This is a genomic window from Streptomyces silvae (genome assembly GCF_016745505.1).
Taxonomy (GTDB): Bacteria; Actinomycetota; Actinomycetes; order Streptomycetales; family Streptomycetaceae; genus Streptomyces; species Streptomyces silvae.
Genome location: NZ_JAERUC010000017.1, coordinates 22,698 through 42,650 on the forward strand (window position 1 = coordinate 22,698; position 19,953 = coordinate 42,650).

At 69.7% G+C, this 19,953-nt stretch carries 22 protein-coding genes; 4 read left to right on the top strand and 18 right to left on the bottom strand.

The features are described from left to right. Nucleotides 1–27: 27 nt before the first annotated feature. The 9 genes from tatA to JKV81_RS03065 form a co-directional block, all read right to left on the bottom strand. Nucleotides 28–321 carry a Sec-independent protein translocase subunit TatA gene (gene tatA / locus JKV81_RS03025; RefSeq protein WP_099178047.1) on the bottom strand — a complete coding sequence of 98 codons (294 nt, stop codon included), beginning with the start codon at nt 319–321 and terminating at the stop codon, nt 28–30. Nucleotides 322–535: 214 nt separating this feature from the next. After that, nucleotides 536–733, bottom strand: a complete 198-nt coding sequence (locus JKV81_RS03030; RefSeq protein ID WP_129261536.1) for a hypothetical protein — start codon at nt 731–733, stop codon at nt 536–538. 23 nt (nt 734–756) lie between these two features. Next, on the bottom strand, nt 757–1,032 hold the full coding sequence (locus JKV81_RS03035) for a hypothetical protein (RefSeq protein WP_129261538.1): 276 nt from the start codon (nt 1,030–1,032) through the stop codon (nt 757–759). A gap of 37 nt (nt 1,033–1,069) precedes the next feature. Continuing rightward, complete coding sequence (locus tag JKV81_RS03040) at nt 1,070–2,026, bottom strand: helix-turn-helix transcriptional regulator (protein WP_099178041.1); 957 nt, start codon at nt 2,024–2,026, stop codon at nt 1,070–1,072. 15 nt (nt 2,027–2,041) lie between these two features. Beyond that, complete coding sequence (locus tag JKV81_RS03045) at nt 2,042–2,995, bottom strand: helix-turn-helix transcriptional regulator (protein ID WP_099178039.1); 954 nt, start codon at nt 2,993–2,995, stop codon at nt 2,042–2,044. Nucleotides 2,996–3,110: 115 nt separating this feature from the next. Then, nucleotides 3,111–3,485 carry an FKBP-type peptidyl-prolyl cis-trans isomerase gene (locus JKV81_RS03050; RefSeq protein WP_124279619.1) on the bottom strand — a complete coding sequence of 125 codons (375 nt, stop codon included), beginning with the start codon at nt 3,483–3,485 and terminating at the stop codon, nt 3,111–3,113. 43 nt (nt 3,486–3,528) lie between these two features. Then, nucleotides 3,529–4,461: an FKBP-type peptidyl-prolyl cis-trans isomerase gene (locus JKV81_RS03055; RefSeq protein WP_202074860.1), complete on the bottom strand. Its 933-nt coding sequence runs from the start codon at nt 4,459–4,461 to the stop codon at nt 3,529–3,531. A 132-nt stretch (nt 4,462–4,593) separates the two neighbouring features. Beyond that, nucleotides 4,594–5,955, bottom strand: a complete 1,362-nt coding sequence (pafA, locus tag JKV81_RS03060; protein WP_099178033.1) for a Pup--protein ligase — start codon at nt 5,953–5,955, stop codon at nt 4,594–4,596. Nucleotides 5,956–5,964: 9 nt separating this feature from the next. Next, nucleotides 5,965–7,224, bottom strand: coding sequence for an MFS transporter (locus tag JKV81_RS03065; RefSeq protein ID WP_129261542.1), 1,260 nt, complete (start codon nt 7,222–7,224; stop codon nt 5,965–5,967). A 142-nt stretch (nt 7,225–7,366) separates the two neighbouring features. Between JKV81_RS03065 and JKV81_RS03070 the strand changes: the two genes are divergently transcribed. Continuing rightward, nucleotides 7,367–8,395, top strand: a complete 1,029-nt coding sequence (locus JKV81_RS03070; protein ID WP_202074861.1) for a LacI family DNA-binding transcriptional regulator — start codon at nt 7,367–7,369, stop codon at nt 8,393–8,395. A gap of 64 nt (nt 8,396–8,459) precedes the next feature. Here the strand turns inward: JKV81_RS03070 and prcA are convergent, their stop codons facing one another. From prcA to arc, 6 genes are all read right to left on the bottom strand, one after another. Next, on the bottom strand, nt 8,460–9,314 hold the full coding sequence (gene prcA, locus JKV81_RS03075; RefSeq protein ID WP_129261546.1) for a proteasome subunit alpha: 855 nt from the start codon (nt 9,312–9,314) through the stop codon (nt 8,460–8,462). Nucleotides 9,315–9,369: 55 nt separating this feature from the next. Continuing rightward, nucleotides 9,370–10,215 carry a proteasome subunit beta gene (gene prcB, locus JKV81_RS03080; protein WP_099178028.1) on the bottom strand — a complete coding sequence of 282 codons (846 nt, stop codon included), beginning with the start codon at nt 10,213–10,215 and terminating at the stop codon, nt 9,370–9,372. Then, entirely contained in the window at nt 10,167–10,760 is a 594-nt protein-coding gene (locus JKV81_RS03085) for an endonuclease VII domain-containing protein (RefSeq protein ID WP_202074862.1), read from the bottom strand. Before JKV81_RS03085 ends, prcB begins: the two co-directional genes overlap by 49 nt. Nucleotides 10,761–10,766: 6 nt before the next feature. After that, nucleotides 10,767–10,985: a ubiquitin-like protein Pup gene (locus tag JKV81_RS03090; protein ID WP_124279613.1), complete on the bottom strand. Its 219-nt coding sequence runs from the start codon at nt 10,983–10,985 to the stop codon at nt 10,767–10,769. Nucleotides 10,986–11,105: 120 nt separating this feature from the next. Continuing rightward, nucleotides 11,106–12,617, bottom strand: coding sequence for a depupylase/deamidase Dop (gene dop, locus JKV81_RS03095; RefSeq protein WP_124279612.1), 1,512 nt, complete (start codon nt 12,615–12,617; stop codon nt 11,106–11,108). A 228-nt stretch (nt 12,618–12,845) separates the two neighbouring features. Next, complete coding sequence (arc, locus tag JKV81_RS03100) at nt 12,846–14,612, bottom strand: proteasome ATPase (protein ID WP_099178025.1); 1,767 nt, start codon at nt 14,610–14,612, stop codon at nt 12,846–12,848. A gap of 241 nt (nt 14,613–14,853) precedes the next feature. On the opposite strand from arc, the gene JKV81_RS03105 reads away from it, so the two are divergent. Further along, nucleotides 14,854–15,165, top strand: a complete 312-nt coding sequence (locus tag JKV81_RS03105) for a ferredoxin (protein ID WP_104790263.1) — start codon at nt 14,854–14,856, stop codon at nt 15,163–15,165. A gap of 28 nt (nt 15,166–15,193) precedes the next feature. Here JKV81_RS03105 and JKV81_RS03110 read toward each other — a convergent pair whose 3' ends face one another. The 3 genes from JKV81_RS03110 to JKV81_RS03120 form a co-directional block, all read right to left on the bottom strand. Further along, on the bottom strand, nt 15,194–15,793 hold the full coding sequence (locus JKV81_RS03110; RefSeq protein WP_124279610.1) for a hypothetical protein: 600 nt from the start codon (nt 15,791–15,793) through the stop codon (nt 15,194–15,196). Between the two features lie 200 nt (nt 15,794–15,993). After that, nucleotides 15,994–16,902, bottom strand: coding sequence for a tRNA (adenine-N1)-methyltransferase (locus tag JKV81_RS03115; protein ID WP_124279609.1), 909 nt, complete (start codon nt 16,900–16,902; stop codon nt 15,994–15,996). A gap of 42 nt (nt 16,903–16,944) precedes the next feature. After that, nucleotides 16,945–18,195, bottom strand: coding sequence for a site-2 protease family protein (locus JKV81_RS03120; protein ID WP_129266885.1), 1,251 nt, complete (start codon nt 18,193–18,195; stop codon nt 16,945–16,947). A 170-nt stretch (nt 18,196–18,365) separates the two neighbouring features. Between JKV81_RS03120 and JKV81_RS03125 the strand changes: the two genes are divergently transcribed. Further along, complete coding sequence (locus JKV81_RS03125; protein ID WP_236055111.1) at nt 18,366–19,211, top strand: RecB family exonuclease; 846 nt, start codon at nt 18,366–18,368, stop codon at nt 19,209–19,211. A 9-nt stretch (nt 19,212–19,220) separates the two neighbouring features. Continuing rightward, complete coding sequence (locus JKV81_RS03130; protein WP_099178019.1) at nt 19,221–19,892, top strand: response regulator; 672 nt, start codon at nt 19,221–19,223, stop codon at nt 19,890–19,892. Nucleotides 19,893–19,953: the final 61 nt, after the last annotated feature.

Here is a 19,953-nt window from a genome sequence, read left to right on the forward strand (position 1 = left end):
ACAGCGTCCGGTGGTGCGGATCAGCCGTCAGCTCTGGGTGGTGGGCTTGGCCTCGTTGACCGGGCGGGAGCTGGTGACGTCTCCCGGGGCGGCCTGGATGGTGCGGGCGGTCGCCGCGGGCGGGGTGGTGTCGGCCACGGTCTCCGTGGTGGGCGCCGCGGGATCCGCGTCGTCCTTCTTCATGGCCTTGGCCTCGCTCTTGAGGATGCGGGCCGACTTGCCGAGCGAACGCGCCATGTCGGGAAGCTTCTTGGCACCGAAGAGCAGCAGGATGACAACGATGATCAGAACGATCTCGAGGGGCTTCAGATTGCCGATCATGTGCGACTTCCTTCTCACTGAGGCGTCCGGGGGGTGGGCTCGCTACCCGTTCGACCGGACAGTTGTCCGACCTTCGCGCTGGCAGCGATCGTAACCCGCAGGGGTAAACGTGAGGCAATGCCCGTGCGTACTCCCGCTTGCGGCCCACACCTCCCTGCCTGGGCCGCTCCAGAAGCGTACCCCCCGAACCGGTGAATCAGGAGGCCGCGCCCGGCTATCGCAGGGCCTCTCCGGTGTCGGCGAGGGTGGTGGCCGCTCGTTCGAGATCCTCGGCCGCTCGGTTGATCCGCCGCGTGGTCGCGGCCACCTGTCCGGCGAGCCGCTGGGCCTCGACGAAGACCTTGACGGCCAGCACGCCGAGCACGGCGAGGCCGGCGAATCCCAGGGCGATGGCGAGCATGGGCCAGAACATGGACGGGTCCTCGATGTCTCTCGTCACCGCAGGGCGGTGTGCAGGCGCAGGGTCCGCACCCCGCCGCCGCTGAGGAGCTCGACGATGCGCTCCCCGGCCGGCTTGCGGACCGCGGACCCGCAGGCGGGACACGTGAAGGAGTAGAAGGTCGTACGGCGGCTGGCGCCTATGGCCAGCCGCAGCGCGCCCGCCATGAGCTCGAACCGCTCACGGCAGTCCGGGCAGGCGGCCCGGAAGCGTACGGCGTCGGCCACCGGGACCGGAACCGGCCCGGTCTGCGTGCTCGATATCACGGTCATACGGCCTTCGTCTCCTCGGTGCACGGGTGGCCGCCGCTCAGAGCGCGCCGTCGTAGGCGGCCAGTGCGTCACGCGCCGCCAGCCGGGCGCTCTCGGCCAGGTCGGGGGGCGAGGTGATGCGTCCCTCACCGCCCAGCCGCAGGGCGAGCCGGCGCAGGGAGGCCGGATCGGGGGTGCGCAGCGTGATCCGCAGGCCGCCGTCGGGCAGTTCCTCCGCGCTGTCGTGCGGGTAGTACTCGGCGACCCAGCGGCCGCCGGGTCCGACCTCGATCACGACCTCCGGGTCCTCGGCCGCGGGCTGGACCAGCCCCTCCGAGAGATCACGCAGCTCCAGCTCCGGCGGGGCGGACGGGGCGTCGAGGATACGGATCTCGGCGACCCGGTCGAGCCGGAACGTCCGCCGCGCCTCGGTGAGCCGGCACCAGCCCTCCATATAGGTGTGGCCGACGGCGAACAGCCGGATCGGGTCCACCTCGCGCTCGGTCAGCTCGTCGCGCGCGGGCGAGTAGTAGCGCAGCCAGAGACGGCGCCGCTCGGAGATCGCCCGGTCGACGTCGGCGAAGACACCGCCCTCGGCCTCGAAGGTGACCGAGAGCCGCGAGCTGGCGGCGCCCACCTCACCGGCCGCGGTCTCCAGCTTCGCGGTGGCCCGCACCAGCGCCTGCCGGTCGCTCTCCCGCAGGCCCGGCAGCGTGGCGACGGCGCGGGCCGCGACGAGCAGCGCGGTCGCCTCGTCGGCGGCGAGCCGCAGCGGCTCCGCGACGTCGTCCGGGTTGTGCCACCAGATCCGGTCGCCGTCGGTGTCGATGTCGAGCAGGTCACCGCCGCGGAAGCTGGTCCCGCACATGGGGAGCACATCGAGGTCGGAGATCAGCTCGTCCTCGGTGATCCCGAAGGCACGGGCGACGTCCTGGACGTGCGCGCCGGGGCGCTCCCGCAGGTACGTCACGAGGGAGAGCATCCGCCGGGTCTGGTCGATCGCGTTCGTGGCCACGAGTACGGGTCCCCCTCAGTCCTTGGCCACGGCGCGCAGCCGGTCCATCACGTCGGCCCGCAGATCGGCGGGTTCGCTCACGATCACGTCGGGCCCGAACTCCACGAGCCAGGCGTCCAGCCCGTGCCCGTACGGGATCTCCAACTCGTCCCAGCCGTCGCCCCGTTCCCGTACGGATATCGCGCGGGAGCGCAGCGGGTAGCCGGCGCCGGCGCGCAGCCTGATGCGGGCGGTCCTGGTGGCGGTCTCCCCCGCCCAGCTCTCCACGGTCTCCCGGACGGTCACGGCGTCGGGGACCGGGGCCGTGAAGGCACCGGCGCGGGAGCGGACCCGGCCCGAGATCCGGGACAGCCGGAAGACCCGCTCGGCCCCCCGGTCGCGGTCCCAGCCGGCGAGGTACCAGTGGCCGCGCCAGCACTCCAGCGTCCACGGCTCGACCTGGCGCTGCTCGGGGCGGGCGGCATTGCCCTTGCGGTAGTCGAAGGTGACCGGGCGGCGGTCCCGGCAGGCGAGCATCAGCGGCTCGAAGGCGGCCTCGTGGACCGGGATACGGGGTTCGAGGGCACTGTGCACCTCGTAGGCGTCCTCGGCCTCCGGCATGCCGGCGGCCCGCAGCTTCTGCAGGGCGCCGCTGGCGGCGCCGGCGAGCCGCGCCTGCTGCCAGACCTTGGCGGCGAGCCCGAGGGCCGCGGCCTCCTCGGCGTCCAGGGTGATGGGGGGCAGCCGGTTGCTGTCGCGGCGCGCCAGGTATCCGGTGTCGCCGTCCAGGTTCTCCACGGTCTCGATGATCAGGCCGAGTTCACGCAGATCGTCCTTGTCGCGCTCGAACATCCGGTTGAAGGACTCGTCGGAGCCCGCCTCCAGGTAGGCCTCGATGGACCCGCGGAGCTCACGCTTGCTGAGCGGGCGCCGGGTACCCAGCAGACACAGCGCCAGGTTCATCAGCCGTTCGGCCTTGGCAATCGCCATCGACGCCCTTTCTCGACGTGCTCTCCGACCGTCGACCGTACCGCCCCGGGGTGTCCGGACCAAAGTGAGGGCCCGTGCCTTGCGGCACGGGCCCTCACTGCTGTAGACGGACGGATCAGACGCCGACGAGGTCGCAGACGAAGATCAGCGTCTCGCCGGGGGCGATGGCGCCGCCGCCCGCGCCACGGTCGCCGTAGGCGAGGTGCGCGGGGATGGTCAGCTGACGACGGCCGCCGACCTTCATGCCCTGGACACCCTGGTCCCAGCCCGCGATGACCTGGCCGGCACCGAGCTGGAACTGCAACGGGGTGCCGCGGTTCCAGGAGGCGTCGAACTCCTCGCCGGTGGAGAAGGCCACACCGACGTAGTGCACGGAGACGGTCTGGCCCGCCTGGGCCACCGGTCCGTCGCCTTCCCAGATTTCCTTGATCTCCAGGTCGGCCGGCGGCTCGCCACCCGGGAAGTCGATCTCGGGCTTGTCGATGCTCACTGAACTGCTCCTCTTACTGATGAACTGGTCAACCGGGACAGTCTTACATCTTCGCCAGGATGTCCACGGCGAACACGAGCGTGGACTTCGCGGGGATGGACTGCTGGGCCTCGTCGCCGAAGCCCTGGTCCGGCGGGATGACGAGCAGCACACGGCTGCCGACCTTCTTGCCGACGAGGCCGTTCTTGAGACCCTTGAGGGTGACCTGGGCCAGCGGGAACGTCTGGGTCTTGCCGGTCTGGTAAGTGCTGTCGAAGGCCTTGCTGCCCTTCCAGAGCAGACCCACGTAGTTCACGACGACGCTGTCGGTCTCCTTGACGACGTCACCCTTGGACTCCAGCACGTAGTTGGAGACCAGCTTCTTCGGCGGGTCGCTCTTGGGGATCGTGACGGTCGGCGCCTTGCCGTCGGTCTTCGTACCGACCTTCGGCAGGTCGATGTTGTCCTGGGCGACCGCGGTGCCCTCGGCGGAGGCCGGGATCTTGGTCGCCTTCACGATGTCGACGACGAAGACGAGGGTGGCGTTGGGCTTGATGTCGCCCTGGCCCTGCGCCCCGTACCCGAGGTCCGGCGGGATGACCAGCTCGACGCGGCTGCCGACCTTCTTGCCGACGAGCCCCTTGTCCCAGCCCTGGATGACCATGCCCGCACCGAGCGTCAGGTCGAAGGGCTGCTTGCGGTCGAAGCTGTTGTCGAACGGCTTGGTCGAGTCCCAGGCCTGTCCCAGGTAGTTGACCTGGATCGCGTCGCCGTTCTTGAGCGTCGCGCCGTCACCCTCACTGATGACGTCGGTCTTCAGCTCCTTGGGTGGATCGCCCTCACCCTTCGCCAGAGTGGGCTTCTCCCCGAACTTCGATCCCGCGGTGATCGCGGGAAATCCGCTCTTGGAGACGGAGTCGGAGGCCTTGTCGTCGCCGCATGCCGCGGTGGACAGCAGCAGTAGGGGGACGACGAGAAGGCCGGCAAGTCGGCGCACTGGTTCCTCAGATCTCAGACGGCACGTGAATGGTCCCCCGACACTCTAGGCGGACGGAAGGGCACGGAAGGGCCCCGTACGAGGAACGTACGGGGCCCGGTCGCCTACGGGGCGGGACATTCCTGTCCCGGGTCACATGCCCGCGATCAGCTTCTCCACCCGGTCGTCGACGGAACGGAAGGGGTCCTTGCACAGCACGGTGCGCTGCGCCTGGTCGTTGAGCTTGAGGTGGACCCAGTCGACGGTGAAGTCCCGCCGCTGTTCCTGGGCCCGGCGGATGAAGTCACCGCGCAGCCGCGCCCTGGTGGTCTGCGGGGGCACCGACTTGCCCTCGAAGATCTTCAGGTCGTTGCAGATGCGGGCGGCCTGGCCCTTGCGCTCCAGGAGGTAGTAGAGCCCGCGCCGCCGGTGGATGTCGTGGTAGGCGAGGTCTATCTGGGCGACCCGCGGATTCGACATGGTCATGTTGTTCTTGGCCCGGTACCGCTCGATGAGCTTGTACTTCATGACCCAGTCGATCTCGGTGCCGATCCGGTCGAGGTCCTCGGCCTCGATGGCGTCCAGGGTGCGGCCCCACAGCTCGAGGACCTGGTCGACCGTGCCGGTGCGGATGCCCCGGCGCTCGACGAAGTCCACGGCCTTCTCGTAGTACTCGCGCTGGACCTCGATGGCGGATGCCTCGCGGCCGCTGGCCAGGCGCACCTTGCGCTGTCCCGTGATGTCGTGGCTGACCTCGCGGATGGCCCGGATCGGGTTCTCCAGGGTCAGGTCGCGCATCACGGTGCCCGCCTCGATCATGCGCAGCACGAGGTCGGTGGCACCGACCTTGAGCAGCATGGTCGTCTCGGACATGTTGGAGTCACCGACGATGACGTGGAGGCGGCGGTACCGCTCGGCGTCGGCGTGCGGTTCGTCCCGGGTGTTGATGATCGGGCGGGAGCGCGTCGTCGCGGAGCTGACGCCCTCCCAGATGTGCTCGGCCCGCTGGCTCACGCAGTAGACGGCGCCGCGCGGCGTCTGCAGCACCTTGCCGGCACCGCAGATCAGCTGACGGGTGACGAGGAACGGAATGAGGATGTCCGCGAGCCGGGAGAATTCTCCGTGCCGGGCCACGAGGTAGTTCTCGTGGCAGCCGTAGGAGTTTCCAGCCGAGTCGGTGTTGTTCTTGAAGAGATAGACGTCGCCCGCGATTCCCTCCTCGTGCAGGCGGCGTTCGGCGTCGACGAGCAGTCCTTCGAGAATGCGCTCGCCCGCCTTGTCGTGCGTGACCAGTTCGGTCACGTTGTCGCATTCGGGTGTCGCGTATTCCGGATGCGATCCCACGTCGAGGTAGAGGCGGGCGCCGTTCCGCAGGAAGACATTGCTGCTGCGGCCCCATGACACAACACGGCGGAAGAGGTAGCGCGCCACTTCGTCAGGTGACAGTCGGCGCTGTCCCCTGAACGTGCACGTGACGCCGTACTCGTTCTCCAGCCCGAAAATGCGGCGGTCCATGACTGAACATTACGCCTTACGGCCTGAGCTGAAACCGGGTTCGGCAGCACCGTTTCGATCATTTTCCGAACCGGCCACAACTGCGGGCGTACGCCCGGGAGCTGCGAGGACCTTTCCGGTGGCCAGCAGCACCAGCAGCGCCGCCACTCCACCGGCCCCGGCGACGGCGAAACTCCAGGCCGTCCCGCCGAGCTCGACGGCCGGTCCCGCGACCGCCGTTCCGGCCGCCGCGCCCACCCCGAAGGTCGTCACCAGCCAGGAGAACGCCTCGGTCACGGTGCCCTGCGGCGCGTGCCGGTCGACGACGATGAACGAGCAGGCGATGGCCGGGGCGAGGAAGACGCCGGCGACCGCCGCCAGCGCGGTCATGGCGGGCACCCCGGGCGTCAGCATCAGCGGCAGATAGCCCAGCGCGAGCAGGGCCACGATGACCCGCAGCCGCCGTTCGGGCGCCCCGGCCCACTGCCGTGCCCCGTACGCCGCGCCGCCGATCAGCGCGCCCAGGCCGAGCGCGGCCATCAGCCAGCCGTACACGGACTCCCGGCCGTGGTCGTCGGCGTACGCGACCCCGGCCACCGTGATCGAGCCCAGCGCGAGCCCCACGAAGAAGAAGGCGCCCAGCAGGGCGAGCAGCCCCGGTGAGCGCAGGGCACCGAGCCAGTGCGCCTCGCGGGGCGCGGAGCGCCACAGCCTGGAGGGCTCGGACAGGACGACGGACAGTGCGCCCAGGACGCCGATGGCGTTGATGACCAGGAGTGCGGCGGCCGGCGACCAGAGGGACACCAGGACCGTCACGAGGAGCGGCCCCACGGTGAACATGACCTCCTGGGCCACCGCGTCCATGGCGTACGCGCGGTGCACCCGGTCCTCCCGGCCCAGGACCGACGGCCACAGCGCCCTCAGGCCGCCTTCCAGCGGGGGCGTGGACACCCCGGCCACGACGACCGCCGCGTACGCCGCCGGGAGCGAGCCGAGGCCGATCAGGGCGAGCACGGCCATGCCGAGCGCGGAGACGACCGCCGCCGGGAGCTGGACGCGCGGCTGGCCGTACAGGTCCACGGCACGGCCGAGCAGGGGCTGTCCCACCGCCGTGGCCAGTCCGTACGCCGCGGCGAGGGCGCCGGCCAGCGTGTAGCTGCCGCCCTCCGCGCGGGTGAACAGGACGATCGCGATGTGGGCGGTGCCGTTCGGCAGCCGCCCCACCAGGGTCCCCGCCAGCAGCCGGGCGGCGTGCCGCGTCCGGAGGATGTCCAGATAGCCCGCGGCCATGTCCGCCCCTCTCCCCCGGCGGTGCCACACCTCGGGGTTTTACGTATAACGTCGACGCTCATACGTACCATGTGGGCAGCCCGGGAGTCCATCCCGCCGCGACCCCACGGCACCCGGTGACGGGCCGAGCACGGAGGCACGAGTGAGCAGCACGCGGCAGCCCGCCCCACCCCGGCCCACCAGCCGTGACGTGGCGCGGGCCGCGGGTGTCTCGCAGGCGACGGTCTCGCTCGTGCTCGGTGACAAATGGCGGGGCCGGGTGTCGGCGGCGACCGCCGAGCGGGTCCGCGACAGCGCCCGGGACCTGGGCTACCGGCCGAATCTCGCGGCCCGCAGCCTCCGGCTGGGCCACACCCGCACCGCCCTCCTCGTCGTCCCCGCGCTCACCAACGAGTTCTTCGCCCGCGTCTACACGGGCGCCGCGGCCGTCGCCGCCGAGCACGACTTCGGGGTGGTCCTCTACCCGTCCCCCGACGGCACCGGCCCCGCCCGGGACCCGTTCGACCCGGCACGCGCGGCGCTGGACGGGGTGATCGCCTCCTCGATGGCGGCGGACGCGCTGGGGGCGCTGCGGGGCGCCGACCTGCCACTGGTGATGCTGGACAGCGACCCCGGGGACCAGGGCGCCGCGGCGCACGTGAACCTCGCCATCGCGGACGGCATGCGCCAGGTGACGGACCACCTGCTGGGCCTCGGCCACCGCCGGATCGTGCACCTGGCCTCGGCCGTGGACACCTGGACCTTCGCGGTGCGCGCCCGGGCACTGGAGAAAGCCGTACGCCAGGTTCCGGGCGCCGCCCTGCGCACGGTGACGGCCCCCCTGGACGTACGGGCCGGACGTGAGGCCGCCGAGGCCGTCCTGGCCTCCCCCGGCCCCCTGCCCACGGCCATCGTCTGCGACGACGACATCCTGGCCGCCGGCGCCTGCAAGGCGGTGCGCAGACGGGGTCTCCGGGTGCCCGACGACATCTCGGTGACCGGGTACGACGACCTGGCGCTCGCCACCGCGGTGGAGCCGGAGCTCACCACCGTGCGCCTGCCGGCCGAGCAGGTGGGCGAGCGGGGCATGGGCGCGCTGCTGGCCGTCCTGGAGGGCCGCCCCGCGGTCCACCACGACCTCCCCGTCCACCTGGTGGTCCGGGGCTCGACCGCGCCCCCGCCCACCGCATGACGGAGCCCTCCGGCCGCCGCGCGTGCGGTGGCCGGAGGGCTCCGTCCGGAATTCCTGGAGCCGGCTACTCCTTCGGGTCCTCATCCGTCGAGTCGGCCTGGGCGCCGGTGCCCTTCGCGGGCGTGCCGGTGTCCTTCGGCGGGGTGCCGGCGGCCGGGGTGCTGCCGCCTTCGGGCTCCTCCGTGTCGGACGGGGCATCCGTTGGGGTGGCCCCGGCGCCGTCCGCGTCCAGCAGCCTGGTCAGCTGCCGGCCGACGATCCGCTTGAACTTGCGCTGCTGCGGCCTCGTGCGGTCCAGGACCGCGACCTCCAGCCGCTCGGCGGGGATCTCCCGCTCGTTGCCGTTGGCCTCGCGGGACAACGCCTGCACGGCCAGCTTCAGCGCCTCGGCGAGCGACATCCCGTCGCGGTGGCGCTGGTCGAGGAAGCTGCTGATCTGCTCGGCGTTCCCGCCGACCGCGACCGAGCCGTGCTCGTCCACGATCGAACCGTCGTGCGGCAGCCGGTAGATCTGGTCGCCCTCGGGCCCGGCGCCGACCTCGGCGACCACCAGCTCCACCTCGTACGGCTTCTCGGCCGCGCTGGAGAAGATGGTGCCGAGCGTCTGCGCGTAGACGTTGGCCAGCCCACGGGCCGTCACGTCGTCGCGGTCGTAGGTGTATCCCCGCAGATCGGCGTAGCGGACGCCGCCGATGCGGAGGTTCTCGTACTCGTTGTACTTGCCGGCGGCGGCGAAGCCGATCCGGTCGTAGATCTCGCTGAACTTGTGCAGCGCGCGGGACGGGTTCTCGCCGACGAACACAATGCCGTCGGCGTACTGCAGCACAACCAGGCTGCGACCACGGGCGATGCCCTTCCGGGCGTATTCCGCCCGGTCGGCCATGGCCTGCTGAGGTGAGACATAGAACGGCGTCGACACCGGCTATCCGTCCCTTTCTGTCAGTGACGAGTGCATCGGAGAAGCATCGGGCCGGTCAGAGCAGCGCGGCGCGGGGGCCATCGGGCTGCTCGAGCCGGCGCTCCAGGATCGCGCGCGCGATCTCCGAGGATTCCGTGTCGTCCAGCCTGCGGAAGCCCTCGTCGGTGATGACGGTGACGATCGGATAGATCCGGCGGGCCACGTCCGGGCCACCGGTCGCCGAGTCGTCGTCGGCCGCGTCGTACAGCGCCTGCACGACCAGGGTGAGCGTCTGCTCCTCCGTCAGGTCGTCGCGGTACAGCTTCTTCATCGACCCGCGTGCGAAGACGGAGCCGGAGCCGGTGGCCGCGTAACCCCGCTCCTCGGAACGCCCGCCGGTCACGTCGTACGAGAAGATCCGGCCCTTCTCGCGGTCGACGTCGTACCCGGCGAACAGCGGGACGACCGCCAGGCCCTGCATGGCCATCGCCAGATTGCTGCGGATCATGGTGGAGAGCCGGTTGGCCTTGCCCTCCAGCGAGAGCGTGGCACCCTCGACCTTCTCGAAGTGCTCCAGCTCCAGCTGGAACAGCTTGACCATCTCCACGGCGAGACCGGCCGTGCCGGCGATCCCCACCGCGGAGTACTCGTCGGCCGGGAACACCTTCTCGATGTCGCGCTGCGCGATCATGTTCCCCATGGTCGCCCGCCGGTCACCGGCGAGGACCACTCCGCCGGGGAACGAGGCCGCGACGATCGTGGTGCCGTGCGGCGCCTCGACGGCGCCCTGCAACGGCGGCAGGCTGCGGTTGCCGGGAAGGATCTCGGGTGAGTGGTCGGACAGGAAGTCCATGAACGAGGACGAACCCGGCGTCAGGAAGGCAGCTGGTAGACGCCCGGTGCTACGAGTGTTGGCTTCCACGCGTTTCCCTCCAGGTATGCGGCTGCACGCCTTACGGCATCCGGCCGATCTTTGAGCTGCCCCAGGGCTGCGTTGCAGCTGAAGCACAGTACGCCACGGACCCTACCCGTCCCATGACAGTGATCCACATGCTCCGCCGGAGCAGTCAGACAGATACAGCAAACACCCTGCTGAGCGGCGATCAACTCGTCCAACTCCACCGGGCTGAGACCGTACTTCCGCTGGAAGTAGCTGATCCGATTCCGCTCGGCCCGGCAGGGGCGGCAGTAACTTGACCAGCCGTCGTATGCCGATCTGTTGCGCTCCCACTGATCGTGCGGTTTCACCTCGCCGCACCGAGGGCACCGTTTGTGTCCGCGTGGCACCGGCACCTTGGCCCGGACGGACCTGCCCTTGGCCTCCTGGCGTTGCCGGTAGTACTCAGCAGAGCATTCCCGGCAGTACGCCTGGAGGCCGTCACGCATCGCCCTGTTACTCGCGAAGGACTCCGTCGGCAGAGTCCTTCGGCAACGAGAGCATTTCCTACCGGCAGAGACGTCGGACATTAAGCCCTATTCCCCGCCTTTTTGAACAAATGACCTGACGAAATCCTCGGCATTGGACTCAAGTACGTCGTCGATCTCGTCCAGGACGTCGTCGACGTCCTCGCCCAGCTTCTCCTGCCGTTCCTTGAGGTCCTCGGACGCCTGTGCGTCCTGAGTCTGCTCCTCGGTCTCCTCGGTGGAACGTGTCGCCTTCTGCTGTCCGCCGCCGGTGTCCTTGGTCGCCATCTAGCTCACCCCGCTCGGTTCGAAGCACTTGATCAGACCCTACCTACGGGGTCCGACATTGGCCCGGTACTTTCCTCAACGTCCGGAGGTCATCTGATTGATTCCCAGCCGGGACGCCTTTCAGCCCCCCGTCAGCGTCCGGACCAGCTCATCCGCGGTGCGGCAGCGGTCCAGGAGGTCCTTGACGTGGGCGCGTGTACCCCGCAGCGGTTCCATCGTGGGGACCCGTTGCAGCGAGTCACGGTCGGGCAGGTCGAAGATGACCGAGTCCCAGGAGGCCGCGGCGACGTCGTCCGCGTACTGCTCCAGGCAGCGGCCCCGGAAATAGGCCCTGGTGTCCTCGGGCGGCTTCGTACGGGCCCGCTCGACGTCGCTCTCGTCGAGCAGGCGCTTGATCTTCCCGCGGGCCGCCAGACGGTTGTACAGGCCCTTGTCGGCCCGTACGTCGGCGTACTGGAGGTCCACCAGGTGCAGGCGCGGGGCGTCCCAGTCCAGGCCGTCACGGCGCCGGTAGCCCTCCATGAGCTCCCGCTTGGCGATCCAGTCCAGCTCGCCCGAGAGGCTCATGGGGTCGTTCTCCAGGCGGTTCAGGGTGTCCTCCCAGCGGGCCAGGACATCCTTGGTCTGCTCGTCCGCGTCCGCGCCGTACCGCTCCTCGACGTACTTGCGGCCCAGCTCGAAGTACTCCATCTGGAGCTGTACCGCGGTGAGTGTCCGGCCGCTACGGAGGGTGACCAGCTGCTTCAGGGTCGGGTCGTGCGAGACCTGGTGGAGCGTACGGACCGGCTGGTCGACGGCCAGGTCGACGTTGATGAAGCCGTCCTCGATCATGGCCAGGACCAGTGAGGTGGTGCCGAGCTTCAGATAGGTCGAGATCTCGGAGAGGTTCGCGTCGCCGATGATGACGTGCAGCCTGCGGTACTTCTCGGCGTCGGAGTGCGGTTCGTCGCGGGTGTTGATGATGGGGCGCTTGAGGGTGGTCTCCAGACCGACCTCGACCTCGAAGTAGTCCGCGCGCTGACTGATCTGGAATCCGTGCTCGTGGCCGTCCTGGCCGATGCCGACGCGGCCGGCGCCGGTGACCACCTGGCGGGAGACGAAGAACGGGGTCAGATGGCGCACGATGTCCGAGAAGGGGGTCTCCCGCTTCATCAGGTAGTTCTCGTGCGTGCCGTAGGACGCGCCCTTGTTGTCGGTGTTGTTCTTGTACAGGTGGATCGGCTGGGCCCCGGGGATCGCGGCGGCCCGCTCGGCCGCTTCCGCCATCACCCGCTCGCCGGCCTTGTCCCAGAGCACCGCGTCCAGCGGATTGGTGATCTCGGGTGAGCTGTACTCGGGGTGCGCGTGGTCGACGTACAGCCGTGCACCGTTGGTGAGGATGACATTGGCCAGGCCGATGTCCTCGTCGGTGAGCTGGCTGGAGTCGGCGGTCTCACGGGCGAGGTCGAAGCCTCGCGCGTCGCGCAGCGGGTTCTCCTCCTCGAAGTCCCAGCGGGCGCGCCGCGCCCGGTGCATCGCCGCCGCGTAGGCGTTGACGATCTGGGACGAGGTGAGCATGGCATTGGCGTTGGGTTGACCGGGAACGGAGATCCCGTACTCCGTCTCGATGCCCATCACTCGCCGTACGGTCATGCGGCCCTCCTTGCCCGGCGTCGCTCCCGTCCGGGAGCGGCGCTCAAGTACCGCTGCTGGTCCGCGGTGCCCGTCCCCGCACTGCGCGACTCGGCGGTACGGCAGAGCCTAGAGCGCCTCTGCGCCGGTGGGGAGATCAATTGCGTCATTGTTCGGGTGTGGCCGGAGCTGCCGGGAAAACGGCCCGGCTGCGGATACCCTGCCGGGCATCCGCAGCCGGTCTGCGTTTTACAGGTACTGTCCGGTATTTGCCACCGTGTCGATGGAGCGACCGGTGTCTGCGCCCTGCTTTCCGGTGACGAGTGTGCGGATGAACACGATCCGCTCGCCCTTCTTTCCGGAAATCCTGGCCCAGTCGTCCGGGTTGGTGGTGTTGGGCAGGTCCTCGTTCTCCTTGAACTCGTCCACGCATGCCTGGAGGAGATGGGAGACGCGCAGGCCCTTCTGGCCCTGCTCGAGGAATGCCTTGATGGCCATTTTCTTTGCCCGGTCCACGATGTTCTGAATCATCGCTCCGGAGTTGAAGTCCTTGAAGTACAGGACTTCCTTGTCGCCGTTCGCATAGGTGACCTCGAGGAAGCGGTTCTCCTCGGATTCCGTGTACATCCGCTCCACGACGGACTGGATCATCGCGTGGGCGGCGGCCTCCTTGGAGCCCGTGTGCTCGGCCAGGTCGTCCGAGTGCAGCGGCAGCGAAGGCGTGAGGTACTTCGCGAAGATGTCCTTCGCGGCCTCCGCGTCCGGACGCTCGATCTTGATCTTCACATCGAGCCGGCCGGGCCGCAGGATCGCGGGGTCGATCATGTCCTCACGGTTGGAGGCACCGATGACGATGACGTTCTCCAGGCCCTCCACACCGTCGATCTCGGCGAGCAGCTGGGGGACGATGGTGTTCTCCACGTCCGAGCTGACACCGGAACCACGGGTGCGGAAGAGGGATTCCATCTCGTCGAAGAAGACGATGACGGGGGTACCCTCGCTCGCCTTCTCCCGGGCACGCTGGAAGACGAGGCGGATGTGCCGCTCGGTCTCACCGACGTACTTGTTGAGGAGCTCGGGGCCCTTGATATTGAGGAAGTAGCTCTTCCCCGCGGGCTGACCGGTGACCTCGGCGACCTTCTTGGCCAGCGAGTTGGCGACGGCCTTGGCGATGAGTGTCTTGCCGCAGCCGGGAGGGCCGTAGAGCAGGATGCCCTTCGGCGGACGGAGTTCGTGCTCCTTGAAGAGGTCCGGGTGGAGGTACGGGAGCTCGACCGCGTCGCGGATCAGTTCGATCTGGTCGCCCAGACCGCCGATCTTGTTGTAGTCGATGTCCGGGACCTCTTCGAGAACGAGCTCCTCGACCTCGCTCTTGGGGACCACTTCGTAGACGTAGCCGGACCTGGGTTCGAGCAGGAGGGCGTCGCCGGGGCGGATGGTGATGTCCAGGAGGGGCTCGGCGAGCCTCACCACCCGTTCCTCGTCGGTGTGCCCGATGACCAGGGCGCGCTCGCCGTCCTCGAGGATCTCCTTGAGGGTGACGATGTCCCCGGCCCGCTCGAATTCCATGGCCTCGACCACGTTGAGCGCCTCGTTGAGCATCACTTCCTGGCCTCGACGGAGGCCTTCGAGCTCGACGCTGGGGCTGACGTTCACCCGGAGCTTGCGGCCCCCGGTGAAGATGTCGCAGGTGTCGTCCTCGTTCGCCTGCAGGAAGACACCGAAACCGGCCGGCGGCTGTGCGAGCCGGTCGACCTCCTCCTTGAGGGCCACGATCTGGTCGCGGGCCTCCCGGAGCGTGTTGGCGAGCCGCTCGTTCTGCGCGGACACGCCCGCCAGGTTGGTCTGCAACTCGACGATCCGCTCTTCGAGAATCCTCGTATGACGCGGAGAGTCGGCGAGCTTACGTCGCAGGACGGCGATTTCCTGCTCGAGATAGGCGACCTGGCCGGCTGGGTCTTCTGACCCCCGCCCGGGCCGGATGCCGCGGTTGATGTCGTCGTCGTGGGCTGCCACGGTCCTCACCTCCTCCAAGGGGAGCTGGACGCTTCCTGACCCTACCTGGGTGGGTGATGATTGAAACCCCTAGATCACAAAGACCCGGGAGTCTGTCCGATCTTCACCCTTGCGCTCTCCCTCACGCCAAGGGAATACCCACCCTTCGGCACCGGAAAGCAGCCGGTTGTATCGTCGAAGCGTTCAACACCCGTCAGGGCTGGCTTCAATTGGTGCAGATACGCAGGGAACGGCAGGACACATGACCGTGCAGCAGGACGCTCCGGGCGACAGCGACACGCAGGACCTCGAGGTCTGGATCGACCAGGATCTCTGTACGGGCGACGGCATCTGCGTGCAGTACGCACCCGAGGTGTTCGAGCTGGACATCGACGGTCTGGCGTACGTCAAGAGCGACGAGGACGAGCTCCTCCAGGACAAGGGCGCCACCACACCGGTGCCGCTGCCGCTCCTCCAGGACGTCGTGGACTCGGCGAAGGAATGCCCGGGCGACTGTATTCATGTACGTCGCGTTTCGGACAACGTGGAAGTCTTCGGGCCCGACGCCGAGTGAGGGCGCGGCCGGCGGCGCGGCGTACGGCTCAGACGCCCTGCGCGGTGCTGCCGGCGGGGCCGGTGGACTTGATGAACGCGTTGCCCTTCCACTGCCAGGAGGCGTTCTCCAGCTCGTCCGGGCAGCAGCGCGGTACGTCGGTGGAGGAGTAGCCGAGCAGGGTCGCCGACACCCGGCCGTCACGGACGGTGAAGTCGGTGACGTTCAGTTTCTGAGCGGGGTCCACCAGGGTCGCTACGACCCGGGGTGCGGCCCCGCTCGGCTGTGTCACGACGTAGATGCCGCTGGGCGGGGTGCCCGATCCCGCGGCGCAGTGCACGACGGCGACCGTCTCGGGACCGCCGTCGCCGTCGAGGTCTCCCGGGGCGCTGTCGGCCACGGTGTGTCCCGCGGGGCCGCAGTCGAGGGGGAAGGCCACGCCCTTCGGGTCGGGCGCCGTCGCGGAGGACGCGCTCCCGTGCTGCGTGGTGACGCCGCCGTGCTCGGACGCGGAGGCCGTGGCGGTGGCCGCGTCGGGCTGGAGCAGACCCGCGAGGGCGACGACCGCGGCCATCGCGGTCGCCGTGGCGAGCCAGTGCACCGGCTTGGCGTCGGTGTGCGCGAGGTCCGGGAGCGCGGAGGTCTGCACGCGGTATGTCTCCTGTGGTTCCTGGGGGGCCTGGGTAGGCGGTGCCGAGGTGTCGTCGGCGGGCGGGGGGTGGCCAGCATCGTGCCACACCTCACACCGGAGGGGAACGGCGGGGTCGTCACGGCCTGTGAAAAGGCGCCGCCGCCGGGCTCCCGGGTCGGTCCGGGAACTCGGCGGCGGCGCCGGCGCGTGGTGTTCGGTCAGTCGCGGGTGGCGGAGCCGCTCCGGCTGCCGGGTCCGTCGTAGTCCTCGCCGTAGGCGCCCTTGGAGGGGCGGCGGCGGCGCAGCGGCGGTTCAACGCCGTCCGCGAGGCGGCGGGCGGTGACGAGGAAGCCGGTGTGGCCGATCATCCGGTGGTCGGGGCGGACGGCCAGGCCCTCGACGTGCCAGTTGCGGATCATGGACTCCCAGGGCTGCGGTTCCGCGAAGCAGCCGATCTCGCGGATGGACTCGACGGTCCGCGAGAGCTGGGTCGTGGTCGCGACGTAGGCGCAGAGGATGCCGCCGGGCACCAGGGCCTTGGACACGGCCTCCAGGCACTCCCAGGGGGCGAGCATGTCGAGGACGACACGGTCGACCTCGGTGTCCGAGAGGTTGTCCTGGAGGTCGCCGACGGTCAGCGTCCAGGCGGGGTGCGGCGAGCCGAAGTAGCGCTCGACGTTCTGCTGGGCGATCTCGGCGAAGTCCTCGCGGCGCTCGTAGGAGTGCAGCATGCCCTGCTCGCCGATGGCGCGCAGCAGGAAGGTGCTGAGCGCACCCGAGCCGACGCCGGCTTCGACGACGCGGGCGCCGGGGAAGATGTCGCCGAAGGCGAGGATCTGGCCCGCGTCCTTCGGGTAGACCACGGCGGCACCGCGGGGCATGGACAGGACGTAGTCGGGGAGCAGGGGGCGCAGCGCGAGGTAGGCGACGTTTCCCGTGGTACGGACAACACTGCCCTCGGGAGCACCGATCAGCTCGTCGTGCGGGAAAGAACCCTTGTGGGTGTGGAAGTTCTTTCCGGCTTCGAGCGTGAAGGTGTAGTGGCGTCCCTTGGGGTCGGTGAGCTGGACCTGGTCCCCGACTTTGAATGGGCCGCGACGGCGGGCGGCACCGGTCGGTTCGGACATGTGGCCAGCCTACCGGTATTTCGGGGGCCGCTTTCCGGGGCGTCAGGCGGAGGGGCGGGCCATGGCCTTGACGAAGGCGCGCTCGACGTCGGCGGTGGACAGGACGCCGTAGATCTCGCCGGTCTCCTCGACCACGAGGTACTCGGTGGCCGGGGTGGCCTTCAGCCGGTCCAGGAGGGCTTCGCCCGCGAGCTCGGCGGGGACCTTCATCCCGTCGGTGATGTCCTGGGCGAGGCCGCTGACGGCGACCCAGGGCCGGCGGTGCTCGGGGACGCCGACGATGGCGGCCTCCCGGACGACGCCCTTGGGGCTGCCCTGTCCGTCGACGACGACCAGGGCGCGGGCGCCCGCCTCGTTGGCGCGGCGGAGCGCCTCGGAGAGCGGGGTGGCGGATTCCACGGGCACGGCCCGCCGGGTGAGGGTGCGGGCCCGCAGGTCGGGGAGGTGTTCGCGCAGGCGGGCCATGCGCAGGCTGTTGCCGGCGCCGGTCCAGATGATGGCGCAGAGGATCGCGGCGAGCAGTGCGTCGGTGACGGTCTCGACGCCGCTGATCTCGCTGGTGTCGTTGCCGAGCGCGCCCGTGTGGGTGAGGAGGGGCAGCCCGATCAGGACGGTGACCGCCAGGCCCCGGCCGACCCAGGCGGCGGCGACGGTGCCGCTCATCGGCTTGCCCGTGATCTTCCAGACGACGGCGCGGAGCATGCGCCCTCCGTCCAGGGGCAGTCCGGGCAGCAGGTTGAAGGCGGCGACGATGAGGTTGGAGATCATCAGCCCGGCGAGGAGCACGCCCGGGACGGTGCCCGCCTCGACGAACTGGAGCGGGATGTAGAAGAGGCCGCCGAGGACGAGGGAGAGCAGCGGGCCCACGAAGGCGAGGACGAACTCGCGGCCGGGGGTCTCGGACTCCTTCTCGATCTCCGAGACGCCGCCGAAGAACTGGAGCTGGATGCGGCGCACCGGCAGCTTGTAGCGCAGGGCGGCGACGGTGTGGGCGAGCTCGTGGACGAGCACGGAGGCGTAGAAGGCGATGGCGAAGAAGAGCGCGACCAGGTAGCGGAGCCCGCCCAGGTCGGGCAGGACGCGGTCGAGCTGTCCGCCGAAGACCCAGGTGATCAGGGCCGCGACGACGAACCAGCTGGGGGCCACGTACACGGGCACACCGAAGGGACGCCCCATGAGAAGGCCGCCGCCCGGCTCGGCCGTGCGTCGCGGTTTTCCCTTGTCCGGTCCGGTGCCGGGGTCCGTGCCCCCTGCGCCGGGCTGCGGGCGCCCGCTGTCGCCGCTCTCGTCCACGGGGTCCCTTCGGTCGGTGGCTTCTGCCACGATCATGCTGGTTGCGAGCTCTGTCGTCGATGGTATGCCGCTGGATGTCGGTGGCGGGCCGTAGGGTCTGCGACATGACGTCCGTACCGCGCCCGCCTCAGCCACCCTCGTCCCTGTCGCCGTCGCGCGCGAACGATTTCATGCAGTGCCCCCTGCTGTACCGCTTCCGGGTCATCGACAAGCTCCCCGAGAAGCCCAGTGAGTCTGCTACCCGGGGCACGCTGGTGCATGCGGTGCTTGAGCGTCTGTTCGACGCCCCGGCGGCGGACCGTACGGCGCCGAGGGCAAAGGCCCTGATCCCGGGGCAGTGGGACCGGCTGCTGGAGTCCAAGCCCGAGCTGACGGAGCTCTTCGAGGGGGATCCCGACGGGGAGCGGCTCGCGGGGTGGCTCGGTGAGGCGGAGCGGCTCGTGGAGCGGTGGTTCTCGCTGGAGGACCCGACCCGTCTGGAGCCGGCCGAGCGGGAGGTGTTCGTCGAGACGGAGCTGGAGTCGGGGCTGAGGCTGCGGGGCGTGATCGACCGCGTCGACGTGGCCCCGACGGGTGACGTGCGCATCGTGGACTACAAGACGGGCAAGGCGCCGCGGCCGGAGTACGCGGAGGGCGCGCTCTTCCAGATGAAGTTCTACGCCCTGGTGGTGTGGCGCCTGAAGAACGTGGTGCCGCGCCGGCTCCAGCTGGTCTATCTCGGCAGCGGTGACGTCCTGACGTACGACCCCGTTCCGGCCGACCTCGAGCGGGTGGAGCGCAAGCTGCTGGCGCTGTGGGAGGCGATCCGGCTGGCCACGGAGACGGGCGAGTGGCGGCCGCGGCCGACGAAGCTGTGCGGCTGGTGCGACCACCGGGCGGTCTGCCCGGAATTCGGCGGGACTCCCCCGGTTTATCCGCTGTCCGTGCGCCCGCCCGAATCGGTGGAGGCTGTGCAGGGCAGAATGGAGCCGGCCCGGTCCGAGGCCGGTCAGCCCGTGGCCCTCGAAGGCCCTTAAGGAGATTACGTGGCCATCCGCGTCCTGCTCGTCGATGATCAACCACTGCTGCGCACCGGTTTCCGGATGATCCTGGAGGCGGAGGGCGATCTGGCGGTGGTCGGTGAGGCCGGTGACGGCCTGCAGGCCATCGAGCAGGTGCGGGCGCTTCAGCCCGATGTCGTGCTCATGGACATCCGGATGCCGCGGATGGACGGGGTGGAGGCGACCCGCCAGATCACCGGCCCCGGGCGGGACGGTCCGGCAAAGGTCCTGGTGCTGACCACGTTCGACCTCGACGAGTACGTGGTGGAGGCGCTGCGCGCGGGCGCCAGCGGCTTCCTGCTGAAGGACGCGCCGGCCAACGAGCTGGTGCAGGCCATCCGGGTGGTGGCCGCGGGAGAGGCGATGCTGGCGCCGAGCATCACGCGCCGGCTGCTCGACAAGTACGCCGACCATCTGCCGTCCGGCGAGGACCCCGTTCCGGACGCCCTGCACACCCTCACCGAGCGTGAGGTGGAGGTGCTGAAGCTGGTGGCACGCGGGCTGTCCAACGCGGAGATCGCGGCCGACCTGTTCGTGAGCGAGACGACGGTCAAGACGCATGTGGGCCATGTACTGACGAAGCTGGGCCTGCGCGACCGGGTACAGGCCGCCGTCTACGCGTACGAGAGCGGGCTGGTGCGTCCCGGCGCCCAGTGACCGGACGCACGTGAAGACCGGCGCGGGCGAGCTCCCAGAGCTGGAGGTCGGCCGAGGAGTT